A 17996-nucleotide genomic window follows, 5' to 3' on the forward strand; every position below is an offset into this window, starting at 1 on the left:
AACCTACCGCCCAGCACCGACGGCTTGGCCTCGGTCGACGATGGTGGATCGAGGGTCAGATCCAGCCCCGCTCCCGAGCGATCCGGACGGCTTCGTGCCGGGTTCCGGCGCCCAGTTTGCCGATCGCCGAGCTGAGATAGTTGCGGACCGTGCCCGGCGACAGGTGCACCCGGGCTGCGATCTCTTCCACCGGAGCACCGCCGTCGGCCGCCAGCAGCACATCGCTCTCCCGCGGGGTCAGCGGCGAATCGCCGGCGGCGATCGCGTCCGCCGCCAGCGTCGGATCGACGTAGCGACCGCCGGCGTGCACCGTCCGGATCACCTCGGCCAGCCGCGCGCCGCTGGTGGTCTTCGGCACGAACCCGCGCACTCCCTGCGCCAACGCCTGCTTCAGGTAGCCGGGCAGGCCGTGGCTGGTCACGATGACGCACGCGCAGCCGGGCAGTTCGGACGCCACCGCAGCGGCCACCTCGATCCCGGACGCACCCGGCATCTGCAGGTCGAGCACCGCGACGTCCGGGGTGAGCCGGCGGATCATCGCCAGCGCCTCGTCGCCGGAGGCCGCCTGGCCGACCACGCTGAGGTCGTCGGCCAGGCCCAGCAGGGCGGCCAGCGCCTCCCGGATCAGGTGCTCGTCCTCGGCGAGGACCACCCGGATCATGCCGGCCCGCTTCGCTCGCCGGCCGCTTCCCGCAGCCGGGCCAGCGCGGTGGCGGGGACTTCCGCGGTGAGCGTGAAGGATGCCGGGTCGTGGTCGATCGACAGCCGTCCGCCCACCTCGGCGAGCCGTTCGCCGAGTCCGGCCAGCCCCGAACCCGGTACTGCGGACGCCGGGTGGGGCCGGTCGTTGCCGACGACCAGGCGGGCCGCGGCCGGCTCGGCGACGATCGCGATCCGGGCGCGGGTGGCGTCCGCGTGCCGCAGGATGTTCGTGGTGCCTTCCCGCACGGCCCAGGCGAAGGCGCGGGTGACCGGCGCAGGCAGCGCCGCGGCCCCGTCGACAACCGTCGTCACCACGATCCCGGACGCCTCCAGCAGCGACCGGGCGCCGGCGATCTCACTGGTCAGGTCGGTCTCGCGGTAGCCGCGCACCACGTCGCGCACCTCGCCGAGGGCGTCGGTGGCGATGGCGCGCACCTCGTCCATCGTCGCGGCCGCCTCGGGACGCCCGCGGCGGGCCTGCTCGGCGGCCAGTTCGGCATTCAGCGCCACCGTGGACAAAGTGCGCCCGAACACGTCGTGCAGGTCGCGGGAGAACCGGAGCCGCTCTTCGGCGACCGCCAGCCTGGTGGTATCGGCGCGCGCCCGCTCCAGCGCCCGGGTGGTGGTCAGCACATTGCGGAACATCGCGGCGTAGCCGAGCAGGACGGCGGTCGCGAAAGCCGACCAGTACGCGGTGAAGAACCCACCCATGCTGGCCTCCCCGCTCGAAACTGGACCGACCCATACCGCGAGCTGGCCCAGCGCGATGCCGGTGGCCGCGACCAGCACCGGACGTGCTTCCGGCCGGCCCAGCATCGGCATCGCCAGCACCCCGCCGATCATCGCGCTGACCAGGATCATGATCACCGGACCGGCGGGAACCACGAAGCCCGCGAGGGCGGCGCTGACCAGGCTGGACGCGATCCAGGTGGCCCGGAACGGCCCGAGCCGACTTACCCGGACCAGGTCCCAGCGGCTGGCCGGCAGCAACTCGGCGTCGCGCAGCCGGGTGTGCAGCACCACCAGCCCGGCCCCGGTCGCCACGATCAGCACCACCATCCAGAGCACCCACGACCCCAGCGGAGCGTCGCCGAAAAGCACCAGCGGACCCACCACCGGCAGCATCGGGAAGCCCCAGTGCAGCGAGTTGTAGACGTAGCGTTCGGTCCGCCGGACGCCCTGCGCGGTGCTCGTCATCGATCCTCCTCGTCGCAACAGACCCTAACCACTGGGTCCGACAACAAAGTTCACGACCTGGAATCCCACCGGAACCGGCGCAAGCCCAGCGCGACCGAGGCTGCCGTCCAGACCAGCAGTGGCAGCATCATGCCGCCCGTCGCCAGGGCCACATCGGCCACCGCGGTCGGTATCCGTCCATCGACCCCGGCACCGGTGTAGCCGAAGGTCAGCAGGTCGACGACCGGGGTCATCGGCAGCAGGTGCGCGATCCGGGCCGCTGGTTCGGGCAGCCACTCCAGCGGTACCGAGAAGCCGGACAGCAGCAGCGAGATCAGGATCAGCGGCAGCGTGGTGAGCTGGGCGGATTCGACGGTGCGGGTGTAGGCGGCGCTGACCACGGCGAGCGCCGTCCAGGTCGCGGCACCGCCGACCAGCGCCAGCAGCAGCGCCCAGGGGTGCCGGATCGGCGTCCCCAGCGCCATCGCCCCGCCGATCGCGATCAGCGATTGGACGGCGAACAGCGCCCACAGCGGCACCGCGGGCGCCAGCAGGATCTCCAACCGGGTCGGCTCACCGACGAGCATCCGCTTCAGCACCAGCTGCTCGCGGCGTCCGACCAGCGAGGTGACCATCGTGTAGTAGATGACGAACATCAAGGCGGTGCCGACCAGCACCAGGGTCAGCAAGACGCCGAGGCCGGCCCGGTCCTGACTCATTCCCGAGAAGGCGACGCCGACCAGGAACGGCATCGCGACGGCGGTGAAGATCGCTGTGCGGTTGCGCAGCAGGATGGTCGTCTCGGCCCTGACCAGGGCCAGGAACCGGCGCGATGCCGGGCCGCGGCCGTCGGTGCCGGCCGGACGAGTGGTGCTCAGGGTGGTCATGACTGCTCCTTGGTGTCGGCGATGGCGAGGAAGACCTGTTCCAGCGAGGCGGACCGGGCGTCCAGGCGGCGCAGCGGGATGTCGCCGGCCCAGTCCAGGACGGCGCGCAGGGTGGGTTGCAGAGTGGCGGTTTCGATCAGCACCTGGTCGGACGCGGTGATCCGGGCGGCGCCGAGGTCCAGGTCGGTCAGCGCCAACCCGGACGGCCGGTCGAAGCTGATCCGGGCGGGGGCGTCCGCGACGATGTCGGCCAGGGCGCCTTCGCGGGCGATCACCCCGCCGTGCATGATCGCGATCCGGTCGGCGAGCTGTTCGGCTTCCTCCAGGTAGTGGGTGGTGAGCAGCACCGCGGTGCCGGCCTCGACCAGCCCCTGCACCAGTGCCCAGATCGCCCGCCGCGACTCGGGGTCGAGACCGGTGGTCGGCTCGTCGAGCACCAGCACCTCCGGGTTGCCCATCACCGCCAGCGCGATGTCGAGCCGGCGACGTTCACCGCCGGAGAGCTTCGCCGTCTCGACATCGGCGCGTCCGTCGAGGCCAACCGCGTGCAGCACGGTGGCGACGTCCGACGGACGGCTCAGGGTGCCGTGCCACAGCCGCGCCATCTCGGCGACGGTGAGGCTGGGCGGGAAGCCGGAGCTCTGCAGCACGACTCCGGTCCGGTGCCGGACCAGAGTGCGCTCGGCGACCGGGTCGCGGCCGAGCACCCTGATGCTGCCGTCGCTGGGTCGCGCCAGCCCTTCGACGAGTTCGACCGTGGACGTCTTGCCGGCGCCGTTGGTTCCGAGCAGGGCGAACAACTCACCGCGTCCGACCCGCAGGTCGACACCCCGGACGGCTTCGAAGTAGCCGGTCGGGTCGCGGCGTCCGGTGAGGAGGTTGAGCCGGCTGCGAGTCACATAGCGGCGGCGGACGCCGGTGACGACGATCGCGTCGTCGCTCGTGGTGTCCTGGCCGGGTGTGACCGGAAGGGTCGTTGTGGTCATGCGTCCAGCCTTCCGGCCGGGTCGCCCGTCGAGCAGTGTCGCCGATCATCGGCTGAGCTGGCATCGTCACCGGTCAGCCATGACGAATGTCATGCCCGATGCGTGGAGTAGCATTCCGCAGGTCCGCGATAGACCCACGCAATTCTGGCAGGTACGTCATGGCCGAGCACACCCACCACTGGCGCCACTACGTGGCGATCGGTGATTCACTCAGCGAGGGTCTGGTCGATCCCTACCCGGACGGCAGCCCGCGCGGCTGGGCGGACCGGTTCGCGCAACACCTGGCCGACGCTGCCGGCGAGCCGGTCCAGTACGCGAATCTCGCCATCCGCGGCCGGCTGCTGCACCCGATCCTGGCCGAGCAACTGGAACCGGCGCTGGCCCTGAAACCCGATCTGGTCAGCCTGTGGGGCGGCGGCAACGACATCCTCCGCGCCCGCGCCGACGTGGACGCGATCACCGACGAGCTCGAACGGACGGTGATCCGGCTGCGCGAAGCCGGCATCGACGTCCTGCTCGGCACCGGGATCGACGCCAAGGGCTCCCCCGTCCTCGAACTCACCCGCTCACGCACGGGCGTCTTCAACTCGAACGTCTGGAGCATCGCCCGCAGGCACGGCGCGTCCGTCATCGACGTCTGGGGCATGCGCAGCCTGAAGGATTGGCAGCTCTGGTACGACGACCGGCTGCACTTCAACAGCCTCGGCCATGAGCGGGTCGCCCAGGCCGCATTGGTCGCGGTCGGGCTGGAGCCACGTCCCGGCTGGGACGACCCGGTTCCGCCGCTGCCACCGAAGTCACGGCGCGAGTGGCTGGATTGGCAGGTGACCTGGGCGCGCGAGCACGCCGGGCCCTGGATCGGACGCCGGATCCGGCGCACCTCGTCCGGTGCCGGACGGACGGCGAAGCTCCCGGACTACGTGTCGGTGCCGCCGCAGTCGGCGCAGACGGCACAATAGGGCGCATGCCTGCCGCAAACCTGGCGCACCGCGCCGACCCGGCCGTCATGCGCCTGCCCGACCGACTCCGACTCCGCGCCGCGGTCGCGGCCGGAAACCTCGCCGCGCTGGGCTCCCGCTTGGCCAACCGCGGCTCGGGGGCGTCCATCCGCGGCCAGGTGCTTACCCGGATCGCGCCGGACGCGTTCAAGCTGCTGTTGCGCGGACGCCGGGTGGCCAGTGTGTCGGGCACCAACGGCAAGACCACGACCACCCATCTGCTGGCCGCCGCGGTCCGCTCCGGGCTCGGCGCCGAGACCCGCCGCCTGGTGACCAATGCCGACGGCGCCAACCTGCACTACGGGATCGCCTCAGCACTCAGCCAGGCCCGGCTCGCCGACATCGCCGTCCTCGAGACCGATGAGCGGGTGGTCTCGGACATGATCGCCTACGGACGCCCCGAGGTGCTGGTGCTGCTGAACTTCAGCCGCGACCAACTCGACCGCAACCATGAGATCAAGTCCCTGGGCCGGTCCTGGCGCGCGGCCCTGCAGCGCGCCGGGCACGATGGACCGACGGTGGTCGCCAATGCCGCCGACCCGCTGGTGGTGTGGTCGGCGGGCACGGCGGCGAACGTGGTCTGGGTCGACACCGCGACCTTGTGGACGGCCGATGCGGCGCTCTGCCCGGCCTGCGGAACGGTGCTGGCCACCTCGGACGGGCGCTGGGACTGCCCGGGTTGCGACCTCACCCAGCCGGCGGCGTCCTGGCTGGTGGACGGCGCCGAGATCGTCACCCCGCACGGTGACCGGGTCACGCCGGCGCTGCGGGTGCCGGGTTCGTTCAACGTCTCGAACGCGGCCTGCGCGCTGGCCGCCGCGACCGAGTTGGGGGTGGAACTGGACGCCGCCCTGCACGGCATGCGCACCGTCACCGCACCAGCGGGGCGGTTCGCGACGGCGACCCTGCACGGCACCACCGCCCGGCTGCTGCTGGCCAAGAACCCGGCCGGCTGGGCGGAGGCGCTGCCGCTGGCGACGTCCGACCCGGTGATCCTGGCCATCGATTCGGTGGCCGCCGACGGCAAGGACGTCTCGTGGCTGTGGGACGTCGAGTACGAACAGCTTCAGGGCCGCACGGTGGTCGCCACCGGACCGCGGGCCCAGGATCTGGCCGTCCGGCTCAGCTACGCTCAGGTCGAGCATCAGGTGGTGCCCGACCTCGCCGCGGCGCTGACCACAGTGCACGATCAGCGGTCCTCCGATCCGGGGGTGAACGGTTCGATCCCCCAGGCCCCGGTCGACCTGATCGCCACCTACACCCCGTTCCAGAAACTGCTCAAGATGGCGGGACTGCGATGAGCGCGCCGGTCGAGATCGTCCTGGTCTACCAGTCGCTGCTGGGCATCTACGGCGACCGCGGCAACGCCATGGTGCTGCTGAAGCGGCTGCAGTGGCGCGGCATCGAGGCGACTCTCACCCCGGTCGAGCCCGGTGACCCGGTCCCGGCGACCGGTTCGGTCTACCTGCTCGGCGGCGGTGAGGACGCCGCCCAGGTCTCCGCGGTGAACGCGCTCAAGGCCGACGGCAACCTCTTCCGCGGCCTGGACGCCGGAGCCGTCCTGTTCGCGGTCTGTGCCGGCTACCAGATCTGCGGCAACACCTTCACCATCGGCGAGCGGGACGAGGTGATCGACGGCCTCGGACTGCTCGATGTGGAGACCCGCCGCGGCACCGAGCGGGCGGTCGGCGAGATCCTCACCCGGTGGACCGCTCCGGACGGCACCGAGCGACTGCTCACCGGCTTCGAGAATCACGGCGGCTTCACCCGGCTCGGTGCCGGCGCCACCCCGCTGGCCTCGGTCGAGATCGGCGTCGGCAACGCCAACGACGGCACCGAGGGCGCCGTCCAGGGACGGGTGATCGGCACCTACCCGCACGGCCCGGTGCTGGCCCGCAACGCCGCCCTGGCCGACCACGTGCTGTCACTCGCCCTCGATCGCGAACTCGAACCGTTGGAGCGCCCAGAGATCGACGAGCTGCACCGCCAGCGGGTCGCTCACGTCCGCAAGCAGAACGCTCGTCGCTGAGACCCGCCGATTTCACCTCTGGGAACCGGTTCGGTATAGTTACTGACCGCGCGCCGCTAGCTCAACTGGCAGAGCAGCTGGCTCTTAACTAGCGGGTTCGGGGTTCGAGTCCCTGGCGGCGCACCAACGAAAGGCCCCGCTTCGGCGGGGCCTTTCTGGTTGGACAGACTTGCTCGAATCGGGCGGGCCGGGGTCTCGACAAGCTCAACCAGCGGGCTCGGGCTCGGCCAAACGGAGCGTCAGAGCGGACGAACGTGCCGCTCAGCGATCTCGACCACCTTCGCCACCCGGCGGGCATACTTCTCGTCGGTGCTGCCCAGCCAGTCGGTGGTCATCCACGACTTGGCCACCTCCATCGCCAGCGCCGAGCCGATGATCTTGCCGCCGATGCACAACACGTTGGAGTCCGAGTGCGAGCGTGCCAGCCACGCGCAGAACGGATCCTGCGCCACCGCCGCGAACACTCCCGGCAGCTTGTTGGCGATCATCGCCGAACCGTAGCCGACGCCGTCCACGAAGATGCCGCGCTCGCACTCGCCACGGGCAACGGCCAGCGCCGCCGGATAGACGTGGTCGGGCAGGTCACAGGCCTGCTCGTCGTGGGCCCCGAAGTCGATCACCTCGTGGCCTTCGGATCGCAGCCAGGCCGCGATCTCGTTCTTCAGTGCCGTTCCGGCATGGTCGTTGGCCATGGCTACTCGCATGCGGTCAGGGTACTGCCCGCCATCGCCGCTCGGGCCGGGAAACGCACGAGGGGCGCCCGGGTGACCGGACGCCCCTCGCAGGCCGAAGCCTGGACTACTTCACGCCGCCCGCGGTCAAGCCGGCGACGATGCGACGCTGGAAGATCAGCACGCCGACCAGCAGCGGCAGGGTGATCACCACGCCGGCCGCCATGATGGCGCCCCACGGCGTCACGTACGGAATCGGGCCGGTGAACTTCGACACCGCGACGATCGAGGTGTACATCTCCGGACGGGTACCGAACTGCAACGCGATCATGTAGTCGTTCCACACCGCGATGAAGGTGATGATCGCGGTGGTGAACACGCCGGGCGCGGCCAGCGGAAGGATCACCTTCACGAACGCCTGGCCGGGCGTGCAGCCGTCCACCATGGCCGCGTGCTCCAGTTCGACCGGCAGGCTGCCGGAAGAACGCGGTGAGGTTCCACACGCACAGCGGCAGGGCGAACGACAGTGTCGGGATGATCAGCGCCTGGTAGGTGTTCATCCAGTTCAGCCACTCCATGCCCGGGTAGTTGCCGCTGAACAGCTTGAACAGCGGAATCAACAACGTGATACCGGGGAACATCGAACAGCCGATGATGATGCTCAGCACCGCACCCTTGGCGGCGAACCGCAACCGGGCAAGTGCGTAGGCCGTCAGAATGCCGAACACCAGCGTCAGCAGCGTCGTGGTCAGCGACACGATGAGGCTGTTGATCAGGGCCTGGCCGAACTGGTTCTCCTGACCGAACACCGCGCCGTAATTGTCCAACGACATCGGATTGGGCAGGAAATCAGTGCTGTTGCCGTCAGAGGGACGACGCAGCGAGGACACGATCATCCAGTAGAACGGCAACAGGCAGTAGATGATGATGAACGCCATGCCGACGATGCCGGCAATGCTGCCAGCCCAGAACTTTGCGTCCCGCTTCGGCTTGTTCAGCTTTTGCAGTTCGGCCTGGGACAGGCCGCTTGCTGTTGTAGTCGTCGTCGTCATGTTGCCGAACTCCCCGAGGTGACGGTGGTCTTGGCGAGCGTCGGCTTCTGCCCGGCGGCCTTCGCCGCGGCCTTCTGCCGCTTCCGCTGGGCCCGCACCGCGGCCAGCTCATCGTCGCCGACGACATCGGCACCGAGCAGCTTCACGAACAGGAACGCCACGAACACGATGTAGAGGAACAGGATGATCGAATAGGCCGCCGCTGCCCCATATCTGAGGTTGTTGTTCTCTTGATAGGCGAGCAGGGACACTGTTTCTACGGAGTATTTGCCGAAGCCGATCATGCCGGCGGGCAGATCGAACATGCGCATGGTGTCAAGGGTGCGGAACAGTACCGCGACAACCAGCGCCGGCTTCACCATCGGCAAGGTGATCCGGGTGAACTGCTGCCACGCCGAAGCCCCGTCCACCTTGGCGGCCTCGTAAACCTCGGCCGGGATGGTCTGCAGGCCTGCCAGGGTCAGCAAACCGATGAATGGTGCCGTCTTCCAGACGTCCGCCATGATGATCGCCCATTGCGACTGTGGACCGTCTGCCAGCCACAGGGTGTCCTGGCCGGTGACCTTATTCATCACACCGTTGGAGTCGAAGATGAGTCCCCACATCTTCGCCGACACGATGGTCGGGATCGCCCAGGGCACCAGAATGGCCGCCCGGACCAGACCCTTGCCCCGGAAAGCCTTCGCCATGATCAACGCCATCGCGACGCCGAGCACCGTTTCGAGCAGCACGCAGACGATGGTGAAGAAGGTGGTGTTGAGGAAGGCGTTGACCAACCGGTCCATGATTCCGAATACACCGGGGACGGACTGCGGGTTGGCGAAGATGTCGGTGAAGTTCTGCAGGCCGACGAAGGTCTCGCCGCTCGCCACCTGGCCGGTGTTCGGGTCGATGCCGTCGTTCTTGCGGTACACCGCCTCGCGCAGCGACATCAGGATCGGAATGCCGACGACGAACAGGATCACCGCAAGTGTGGGTGAGATCAGGGCGGCCGCCAGGCTGCCTTGCCCATCGCTGAGCGGATTCTTCTTCGCCTTCTTTTCAGTTGCTTGAGCCGTAGCCACGTTAGGCCCTCCTTTCGTATCGCGGGAACCCGGGGTGGGCGAATCTCTCCGCCCACCCCGGATTCCGCGGATGTGGCTACTTGGTCAGGGTCTCCAGCTTGGCCTGCAGCTCATCGAGTGCGGTCTTGGGATCCTTCTGACCCTTCAGCGCGGCGTAGCTGGCGTCCTGGATCGCCTGGGTCACGTCGCCGTACTTGACGGCCTTGGGACGCGGCTGCGCGTTGGCGATACCCGCTCCGAGGTCCTTCAGGTAGGGGAACTGCTTCTGCAGTGCCGGATCGTCGTAGATCGCCTGGATCACCGGGGCGTTCGAGGTCGCCTTCATGCGGGCGATCTGCATGTCCTTGGTGCTCATCCAGTTGATGAACTTCATCGCGGTCCCCTTGTTCTTGGTGAACGTGGAGATGCCGAAGCTGTGGCCACCCAGGGTGGACACGCCCGGACCCGAGACGCCGGCCAGCGGAGCGGTGGCGTACTTGCCGGTGACCTTCGTGTCCTTGTCCATGCTGCCGCCGGTACCAGACCAGTTCCGCATGAACAGGATCTTGCTGTCCTGGAACGCGAACCGGGTCGGCTCTTCCTTCCAGGTGATGGCGTTCTCGGGAATGAAGCCGCTCTTGAAGCTGTCCACGATCCACTGCAGGCCGGCGACCGCCTGGGCGGTGTTCACCGACGGCTTGCCCTCGGGCGTCAGGAAGCTGCCGCCCGCGCTGTTGATCGCCTCGGCGACGTTGCAGGTCAGGCCCTCGTACTTGTCGAACTGACCGCCGAAGCAGGACATGCCCGGGTTGTCCGGCAGGACCTTGTCGCAGATGGTCTTCATCTCGGCCATCGTTGTCGGCGGCTTGTCGATGCCCGCCTTGCTGAGCAGATCCTTGCGGTAGAACAGCAGTGCGCCGTCCGAGCTCTCCGGCATGGCGTACAGCTTGTTGAAGTAGGTGGCCGAGTCGACGGCCGCCTTCAGGTAGCCCTCGGTCTTGAACTTGTCGGCAGGCAGGGCTTCGAGCCAGCCGTTGGCGGCGAACTCCGACGTCCAGACCACGTCGACGGACAGGATCGAGTACTCGCCCGACTTGGCCTGACCGCGCTGGATCATCTGCGCGCGCTGCTCGTCAGCGTTGTCGGACAGCTCGAGGAAGGTCACCTTCTCGTTCGGGTTCGCCGCATTCCACTCGGCGATCTCCTTCTTGCGGTTGCCGGAGACGTCCTTGCCGGCGACGTAGGTGATCGGGCCGAACTCGTCCCAGTTGGCGGTCGAAGTTCCCGCCCCGGACGAGGCGGGTGCCGCGGGCGTCCCGGACGAGCAGGCTGCAGTCGCCAGCAATGCGCCGACCGAAACCGCGGCGGCGACCGCTCGCATGGTGCGTGCTTGAGTCATTCAATCCTCACTTCATTGGGGGACGGCCCCTGCCTCGGGGCCTGGTCTCAACAGCGAGACCTGGCAGGACTTTAACCACGTAGCACGGCTCCGCGCCACGGGCGCGCCCATCTGTTATCAACAGTTGACATCTGAGCGTCCGGCCCGAAGTCACACCGGCCAACGGCAAAGCCAACCCAGTCGCAACGAGGGTGTGGTTTCGGCCCGCCGGTCAGCCTCGGCGGGCGTTCTTCAGGATGCCGCGAACCAACAAAACGAACGTCACCATGCCCGCGATCGCGCCGCCCAGCAGCAACACGCGCTCAGTCCGGAGTTGGCCGTTCTCGTCGATCACCTGGGCCTTCGCACTGGCGAACTCGGTGGCCGCGAACCCGCGGGCGTCGTCGATGCTGCGCTGCAGGACTGCCTTCGGATGCACCTGATTGATCAGTCCGGCGACGTTGTCCGCCAGCCGCTGCCGGGCAGCCGTGATCTCGGTCTCGATGTCCTGCTTGCTGCGAGTGGTGCTGTCGGCCACGGATCATCCCTTGCCTCGGTTACCTCGGTCGGACCCCACCTTATGCCTTCCCGCGGTGGGCCAGGCACCCCCGAAAGTCCGTCTCGCGGCCCGGCGGACGGCGTCCGTACGCTCTAGAGTGACGCCATGCCGAAGCTGTCCGTGGGCGACATCGCGCCCGCCTTCACCCTGCCCGACCCAGACGGGAACCCGGTCTCGCTGGCCGACTACGCCGGCGGTCGGGTGATCGTCTACTTCTACCCCGCGGCGATGACTCCCGGCTGCACCACGCAGGCGGTGGACTTCTCGGCGGCGCTGGCCGAGATCGCCGCCGCCGGGTACGACGTGGTGGGCATCTCGCCGGACAGCGTCGAGAAGCTGGCGAAGTTCCGGCAGCAGCAGGACCTCGCCTTTCCCCTGCTCGCCGACCCTGACAAGCAGGTGCTGAAGGCGTACGGGGCGTTCGGCCGCAAGGTGCTGTACGGCAAAGAGATCGAGGGCGTCATCCGGTCGACCTTCGTGGTCAGCGTGGACGACGCCGGTCAGGGCATCGTCGACGTCGCCCAGTACAACGTCAAGGCGACCGGTCACGTCGCCAAGCTGCGCCGCGAGTTGGAGATTCCCGCGCTGGAGGGCTGAAGGTCCCCCGCGGCCCGGCCCGCGTCCCCGCACAGCCGCTCGCCCTAAGTAATAGGGCGAGCGCGGGGCATGGGTCAGCCCCGGCGCTCGACGGCGATGTCGGCGACCAGGGCGGCCATCAACTCGCCGGCCGCGCTGCGCAGCTTCGCCATGTCGACCGCCTCATGCCGCGCGGCCACCGGCTGCTCGACCTCGGCGAGAATCTCCCGCCGTGGCGACTGCGCCGCTGCCAGCGCGATCTGGCGGCGCAACTCCTCGCTCATCGACACCCCGCCGGCGTTGATCCGGCTGGTCAGTTCGCAGGCGTACCGCTCGCCGGCCTCGGCCACCTCCGGGTCGTCGGAGGTGAGCATCTCGGCGGTGCAGTAGAGCAGGGTGAGCCCGCGGGAGAAGTCGCCCGAACCCAGCTCGCTGACCGCCCGCTTGAGCAGTGGCCGGTCGTCCCGGTTCGCGCTCTCGGCGACGATGGCCAGCTGCAGCCCGAGCAGGCGTTCCCGGGTGCGCTCCCCCGATCCGGGCCCGGACAACACCGGCGCGACGTCACCCGACTGCTGCGCCATCGTGTCGAGCAGCTCGCGGCCGGCGTCCTCGGGGGTGTTGACGGTGTCCCGCAGCTCCATCGGCTTGATCAGCAGAGTGCAGACCAGGACCAGTGCGACGATCGGCAAGCAGACCACGAAGATCATCGAGATCTGCTGTGCCAGCGCGATCCGGACGGCGGCGACCACTTCGACCGGCAACGCGCCGATGACACTCGGATCGAGCACCGAGCCGGCGTTGATGGTGCCGTGCGGCATCGACTGGACGAGTTCGGGAGGCAGGTTGGCGAAGATCGCCGCGTCGAGCCCGGCACTCAGCACAGTGCCGAAGATCGCGGTGCCGATCGTGGCACCAACGTTGCGGAAGAACTGCAAAGCAGCGGTGGCCACCCCGAGGTCGCGTCGGGCGACGGCGTTCTGCACCACCAGGGTGTACTGCTGGGAGAGCGCGCCCAGGCCGACGCCGATCAGGCCGACGCCGGCGACCACCTCCCACACCGACGAGTGGGCAGAGAGCCGGGCCAGCACGAGCACGCCGACACCAAGCAAGACCGCGCCCACCAGCATGATCTCCTTGTAGCGTCCGAACCGGGTGATCAGCAGGCCCGCACCCATGCCGACGAAGACCAGGCCGAGCATCAGCGGCAGCGTGATCAGACCCGACGTCGAGGCGTTCACCGCCAGGACGCCCTGGGCGTAGACCGGCACGTAGATGATCGAGCCGAACATCACCATCGACATCCCGAAGGCGCCCAGGTTGGCGAAGGTGAAGATGGACGAGCGGAACAGCTGCAGCGGCACCACCGGCTCTGGCACCCGCAACTCGATCAGGACGAAGACAGCCAACAGCAACACGCCGCCCACCAGGAGAGCGATGATCAGCGGCGAGCCCCAGGGGTAGCTGGTGCCACCCAGGGACGCCGCCAACAGCACCGCGGTGATGCCGGCCGACATGGTCGCGATTCCCCAGTAGTCGATCACCGCCTTGCGCCGCTCATGCGGCAACACCAGGAACCGGGCGATCACCACGATGGCGACCAGGCCCACCGGGATGGCGATGAAGAACAACCAACGCCAGCCGAGCGCGTCGGTGATCAACCCGCCGAGCAGGGGCCCGGCCACACTGGTGACGCCGAACACCACGCCCATATAGCCCTGGTACTTTCCCCGTTGACGAGGGGGAATGATGTCGCCGACGATCGTCTGCGACAGCGGCATCAAGATTCCCATGCCGAGGCCCTGGACGGCGCGGGCTGCGACCAGCCACCAGAAGGACTGGGCAGTCCCGGCCAGGATCGAGCCCAGCACGAAGATGGCCAGCCCGCCCAGGTAGAAGGGGCGGCGTCCGAACAGGTCGGAGAGCTTGCCGACGATCGGCACGGAGATCGCCGACACCAGCATGGCGGCGGTGGCCACCCACGAGTAGTGCTCCATCCCGCCGAGTTCGGCGACGATCCGCGGCATCGCCGGCCCGACGATGGTCTGCGAGACCGACGCCACCAGCATGCCCAGCAGCAGGCCGGTGAAGATGCGCCGCGATTGCGGAGTCAGCCGGAACGGTTCGGGGGTGGTGTCGGTCACAGGACAGCCTTCTTCTTCTGCGGTGAGTCGTTGAGATCGTGGAGCATCGGACCAGGGGCGTCCGGGCAGGTCGGTCAGGGCGCCCAGGCCGGCGCCGAACCCGGCTCGGCGGCCACCTGTTTACCGGTGGCGAGGTCGAAGATCAGCGTCCGGGCATTGTCGGACGCCCCCGAGAACAGATCGGTGAGCGGAGCGTCCGGATCCAGCACCACCGCCCAGCCGAACTGGCCGTTGGGTGAGATTCCGCTGTTCAACAGGTGGCCGTCGCCGTCCTTCACGGTGAGCAGGTCGGTGCGGCCGGCCCGGGTGACGTGGACCAGCTGGGTCGACACTCCGCCCTGTCCGCTCCCGATCTTCCGGAAGGTGTTGAACTCCACCAGGTAGTCGCCGACCGAGACGAAGCTGCGACGCCCGACGAAGGTCTTCTTGTCCGGGTCCGGGGTGTTCTCGACCTCCGAGCTGAGACCGGTGGCCAGGTCGAGCAGCAGCTGCTTGCCGGCGCCTTCGGCCATCAGCGTGGAGCTGCCGGGCAGGAAGCGGACCAGCTGGGCGAGACTGCCGAGCGGCACCGGTGGGGTGTCGCCGTCCAGATAGATCAGGAAAGCCTGTTCCTGAGGAGTGACCACGACGACCGCATTGGCGCCGGGCACGAACTGCCAGTCCTGCACCGAGAGTGGCGCGCCGCCGGACGAGACCTCGGCCGGAGGCGCGCCCAGATTGCTGGCGTCGGCGATGAAGAGCGTGCTGGCGTAGTTGCGGCCGCCGTCCTCACCGGTGGCCAGGTAGCCGTACTTGGAGCCGTCCGCGGCGACGCCCAACCCGGTCACCATCGGCACCGCCGGCGCTTTCACCTCGACCATCGCTCCGTCCCGACGGCTCGCCGCCACCAGGGCGGAGGTGTCGGCGTCGGCGCGGCTGATCGCGATCAGGTGCTCGCGAGTCACCACGTAGTCCTCGATGCCGGGTGCGGACAGCAGAACGGTCTGCTCGCCCTTGGCGTTGGTGACGACGGTGTCCATGTCGGCTCCGGCGCCGCGGTGCGCGATCAAGGTGTAGAGGGTGGCCCGCGGGGTGCGGAACACATGGTTCCAGTCGGCGACCGTATTGGTGTACTGGCTGCGGACGCCGGCGACCGACACGCGGTACTCGGTGCCGTAAGCGAGCGGCCCGGAGAACCGTACGGTGACAGCGCTCTCCTTGGTCTGCACGGTGAACGGCACCGCCGGCGTCACGCTCACCTGGCCAGCTTCGACCGGGGCCAACGGCAGCCGTCCCTTCAGCACGAGCCGCTCACCACCGAGGTTGACCGCGCGGTCGGCCGCGATGCTGGCCGAGACCAGGCCCGGCGTCCGCACCAGGCCGGCGGCACCCAGGCCGAGCGCGACCAGTGCCAGCACGGCGCACACGATCAGGCTCGAGCGCCAGAACCTGGCTCCGCCGTCTGCTGTCGTCATCGAGGTTCGTCCTCAGTACTCGTAGGGCACGTCGGGTGCCTGGATCGGCTTGATCCCGGACGGCTGAACCACCAGCACCGCGCCGCCGGGGGCGTTCTCGATCGGCACCAAGCGTCCGGTCACCTCCAGCCACTGGTCGGGCTTGTACGACTTCGCCCACTCGGGCTTGACGATGCCCACCACCACCGGGCGCGCGTCGACCGTGCAGCAGGTCACCACGAACCTGCCCAGGTAAAAGATGCCGTCGCGCTTGTCCTCGGTGGGCGTCACGAACCCGCTCAGCTTGACCTGCTGCCCGGAGTACTTCGCGAGGCTGTCGGGATCGGCGACCAGGACGGCCCAGTCGCGGAGCTTGAAGGTGGACGGGTCGGCGCCGGCCAGCCGGGTCGCATCGGCGTCCGTCCCGGTGTTCGGCGAACGCTGCTGGGCCGACGAGGCGGTCAGCGTCGAGGGCGGGACGATCAGCAGTGCGACCACCATCGCGGCCGCGGCCAGCACCGCGGCCCAGCTCCGGCCGCCGGCGGTGCTGCGGCCGCGGATCGCCCAGGCCGCCACGGCCGCCAGCACGGCCAGTGCGGCCATCACGATGGTGAACAGGTTGTAGCGCGGGTGGATGTACAGGTTGAGCCGGCCGGTGACGCCCAGCCAGCAGATGGCGACAGCACCGATCAGGCCCAGCAGCAGGCCCCAGGGAAACCCGCCCGCCGCGCCGGGTGAGCCGTGGTCATGGTCATGGTCATGCGACAAGGTTCAGCTCCAATCCGATCACGAGGGTGGACAACCCGACCACGCCGGTCAGCAGGGCCAGCGCGCGGGTGGTGAAGGTGGTGCGCAGCAGGGCGAGCATCTTGATGTCGATCATCGCGCCGAAGACCAGGAAGGCGACCACCGCGCCGGGCGCGAACGCGGCGCTCAGCGAAAGGATGAAGAAGGCGTCCACGTTGGAGCAGACCGACACCACGAAGGCCAGCACCATCAGCACGCCGACCGAGATCACCGGGTTGCCGCCGATAGCGATCAGCCAGTCGCGTGGCACGCCGACCTGGATCGCCCCGGCGACGAAGGATCCGGCCACCAGGGCCGGGATCATCGCCCCGGTCTCGGTGGCGAAGGCGTCCGCGCTGCGCCGCCAGCGTCCCTGCGACTCGCTGTGGTCGTCGGCGCAGGCGGCCCGGAAGCCCGGCGTCAGCAGCCGGTCCGGGTCGGGATGGCGGGAGAACAGCCAGCCGACCAGGTTGGCGATCACGAAGGCGCCGGCGACCCGTCCGAGCAGAATTCCGTCGTCGAAACCGAACGCCTGGTAGGTGGTGACGATGGTCACCGGGTTGAGGATCGGGGCAGCCATCAGAAAGGTCAGCGACTCCCCCACGCCGAGCCCGCGCATCATCAAACCGCGCGCCATCGGCACGTTGCCGCACTCGCAGACCGGGAAGACGACGCCGAGTAGCGAGAGCACCATCCGCCGGGCGATCGGGTTGCGCGGCAGCAGTTGCCAGACCCGGTCCGGCAGCCACACCTGCACCACGATCGAGATGCCGATGCCGAGGAAGACGAACGGCAACGACTCGACCAGAACGCTCACCGAAAGCGTGACGAAGTCCCGCGCCGCCGCCGGCAGCCACTCCGTCCACGAGGGTTGGGCGAGAACCCGGACGCCGATCAGTGCGGCGACCACCGCGACCCCGATCAAGACCCGTAGCCAGACTCCGGTACGGCCCGAGCGCGGCCCGGAGTGGACCGGGCGCTCCTGGGCGATGGTGAGCTCGGGCGGCATCGGGTCAGCGTAACCCACCTGCCTGGGCAGCTCGCGCATTACCCTTGGGCAATGGCAGCGAGCAACGGCACCGCGCCGACCGACGCCTCGGTCGACGCGTTCGTCGAGCACCTCGACGATCTCCAGCAGCAGGCGGACAGCCGCCGGCTGATCTCTTTGATGACCCGGATCAGCGGGCACCAGCCGGTGATGTGGGGTTCCAGCATCATCGGCTTCGACAGCTATCACTATCGCTACGACACCGGACGCGAGGGTGACATGTGCACCCTCGGGTTCTCGCCGCGCAGCAGGGAACTGGCTATCTACTTCGTCAACGGGCTCTCGATCTACGCCCACGAACTGGCCAACCTCGGTCCGCACCGCAACGGTAAGTCCTGCCTGTACGTGAAGCGGCTGGACGGCGTGGACGTCGAGGTGCTGACCCGGATGCTGGAGCACGCCTACGCCGACATCTCCGCTCGCCACGGCGGGATGGGGCGCTGAATAGGATCTGGTCTCTCCCGGCGATTAAGGATCCGGATCAGGCTGGTCTGTTCCGCCCCGATCCGGATCGTTGAATTCCGGTCGTCC

Annotated in this window: 17 protein-coding genes, 1 tRNA gene and 1 pseudogene; 6 read left to right on the forward strand and 13 right to left on the reverse strand. The window is 68.8% G+C overall.

The features are described from left to right. Positions 1–55: 55 nt before the first annotated feature. From QM711_RS13920 to QM711_RS13935, 4 genes are read right to left on the reverse strand one after another with little or no spacing between them, the layout of a single operon-like run. Positions 56–661, reverse strand: coding sequence for a response regulator transcription factor (locus QM711_RS13920; RefSeq protein ID WP_415100334.1), 606 nt, complete (start codon positions 659–661; stop codon positions 56–58). After that, positions 658–1899, reverse strand: a complete 1242-nt coding sequence (locus QM711_RS13925) for a sensor histidine kinase (RefSeq protein ID WP_415100336.1) — start codon at positions 1897–1899, stop codon at positions 658–660. The genes QM711_RS13920 and QM711_RS13925 overlap by 4 nt, the downstream gene beginning before the upstream one ends. Positions 1900–1949: 50 nt before the next feature. Continuing rightward, a complete protein-coding gene (locus QM711_RS13930) occupies positions 1950–2765 on the reverse strand; it encodes an ABC transporter permease (RefSeq protein ID WP_415100338.1) in 816 nt (271 codons plus the stop codon). Continuing rightward, complete coding sequence (locus tag QM711_RS13935; RefSeq protein WP_415100340.1) at positions 2762–3751, reverse strand: ABC transporter ATP-binding protein; 990 nt, start codon at positions 3749–3751, stop codon at positions 2762–2764. Before QM711_RS13935 ends, QM711_RS13930 begins: the two co-directional genes overlap by 4 nt. 158 nt (positions 3752–3909) lie before the next feature. Here QM711_RS13935 and QM711_RS13940 point away from each other — a divergent pair, with 158 nt between their 5' ends. The 4 genes from QM711_RS13940 to QM711_RS13955 all read left to right on the forward strand — a co-directional run bounded on the left by QM711_RS13940 (position 3910) and on the right by QM711_RS13955 (position 6904). Next, positions 3910–4710 (forward strand): SGNH/GDSL hydrolase family protein, encoded by an 801-nt coding sequence (locus QM711_RS13940; protein WP_415100342.1) that lies wholly within the window; start codon positions 3910–3912, stop codon positions 4708–4710. Between the two features lie 5 nt (positions 4711–4715). Then, positions 4716–6050, forward strand: a complete 1335-nt coding sequence (locus QM711_RS13945) for a MurT ligase domain-containing protein (RefSeq protein ID WP_415100344.1) — start codon at positions 4716–4718, stop codon at positions 6048–6050. Beyond that, a complete protein-coding gene (locus tag QM711_RS13950; protein ID WP_415100346.1) occupies positions 6047–6778 on the forward strand; it encodes a type 1 glutamine amidotransferase in 732 nt (243 codons plus the stop codon). The genes QM711_RS13945 and QM711_RS13950 overlap by 4 nt, the downstream gene beginning before the upstream one ends. Positions 6779–6828: 50 nt before the next feature. After that, positions 6829–6904, forward strand: a tRNA-Lys gene (locus QM711_RS13955). A 113-nt stretch (positions 6905–7017) separates the two neighbouring features. Here the strand turns inward: QM711_RS13955 and QM711_RS13960 are convergent. The 5 genes and pseudogenes from QM711_RS13960 to QM711_RS13980 all read right to left on the reverse strand — a co-directional run bounded on the left by QM711_RS13960 (position 7018) and on the right by QM711_RS13980 (position 11460). Next, the gene (locus QM711_RS13960) at positions 7018–7482 is read right to left on the reverse strand and encodes an RpiB/LacA/LacB family sugar-phosphate isomerase (RefSeq protein ID WP_415100348.1); all 465 of its coding nucleotides are present in this window, start codon (positions 7480–7482) and stop codon (positions 7018–7020) included. A gap of 94 nt (positions 7483–7576) precedes the next feature. After that, positions 7577–8501: pseudogene (locus tag QM711_RS13965) on the reverse strand (carbohydrate ABC transporter permease). Continuing rightward, positions 8498–9565 carry a carbohydrate ABC transporter permease gene (locus tag QM711_RS13970; protein ID WP_415100350.1) on the reverse strand — a complete coding sequence of 356 codons (1068 nt, stop codon included), beginning with the start codon at positions 9563–9565 and terminating at the stop codon, positions 8498–8500. Before QM711_RS13970 ends, QM711_RS13965 begins: the two are co-directional and overlap by 4 nt. A 76-nt stretch (positions 9566–9641) precedes the next feature. Continuing rightward, complete coding sequence (locus QM711_RS13975; RefSeq protein ID WP_415100352.1) at positions 9642–10943, reverse strand: ABC transporter substrate-binding protein; 1302 nt, start codon at positions 10941–10943, stop codon at positions 9642–9644. Between the two features lie 211 nt (positions 10944–11154). Continuing rightward, entirely contained in the window at positions 11155–11460 is a 306-nt protein-coding gene (locus tag QM711_RS13980; RefSeq protein ID WP_415100354.1) for a DUF3618 domain-containing protein, read from the reverse strand. A gap of 126 nt (positions 11461–11586) precedes the next feature. Here QM711_RS13980 and bcp point away from each other — a divergent pair, with 126 nt between their 5' ends. Continuing rightward, positions 11587–12078: a thioredoxin-dependent thiol peroxidase gene (gene bcp / locus QM711_RS13985; protein WP_415100356.1), complete on the forward strand. Its 492-nt coding sequence runs from the start codon at positions 11587–11589 to the stop codon at positions 12076–12078. A gap of 74 nt (positions 12079–12152) precedes the next feature. Here the strand turns inward: bcp and QM711_RS13990 are convergent, their stop codons facing one another. The 4 genes from QM711_RS13990 to QM711_RS14005 all read right to left on the reverse strand — a co-directional run bounded on the left by QM711_RS13990 (position 12153) and on the right by QM711_RS14005 (position 17426). Further along, on the reverse strand, positions 12153–14198 hold the full coding sequence (locus QM711_RS13990) for an MDR family MFS transporter (protein ID WP_415100358.1): 2046 nt from the start codon (positions 14196–14198) through the stop codon (positions 12153–12155). Positions 14199–14272: 74 nt separating this feature from the next. Then, positions 14273–15652 carry a hypothetical protein gene (locus QM711_RS13995; protein ID WP_415100360.1) on the reverse strand — a complete coding sequence of 460 codons (1380 nt, stop codon included), beginning with the start codon at positions 15650–15652 and terminating at the stop codon, positions 14273–14275. A 12-nt stretch (positions 15653–15664) separates the two neighbouring features. Continuing rightward, complete coding sequence (locus tag QM711_RS14000; RefSeq protein WP_415100362.1) at positions 15665–16399, reverse strand: TIGR03943 family putative permease subunit; 735 nt, start codon at positions 16397–16399, stop codon at positions 15665–15667. Beyond that, a complete protein-coding gene (locus QM711_RS14005; protein WP_415100364.1) occupies positions 16389–17426 on the reverse strand; it encodes a permease in 1038 nt (345 codons plus the stop codon). The genes QM711_RS14000 and QM711_RS14005 overlap by 11 nt, the downstream gene beginning before the upstream one ends. 51 nt (positions 17427–17477) lie before the next feature. Between QM711_RS14005 and QM711_RS14010 the strand changes: the two genes are divergently transcribed. Further along, positions 17478–17909, forward strand: a complete 432-nt coding sequence (locus QM711_RS14010; protein WP_415100366.1) for a DUF1801 domain-containing protein — start codon at positions 17478–17480, stop codon at positions 17907–17909. Positions 17910–17996 lie beyond the last annotated feature (87 nt).

The organism is Micropruina sp. (genome assembly GCF_047602385.1).
Lineage (GTDB): Bacteria > Actinomycetota > Actinomycetes > Propionibacteriales > Propionibacteriaceae > Micropruina.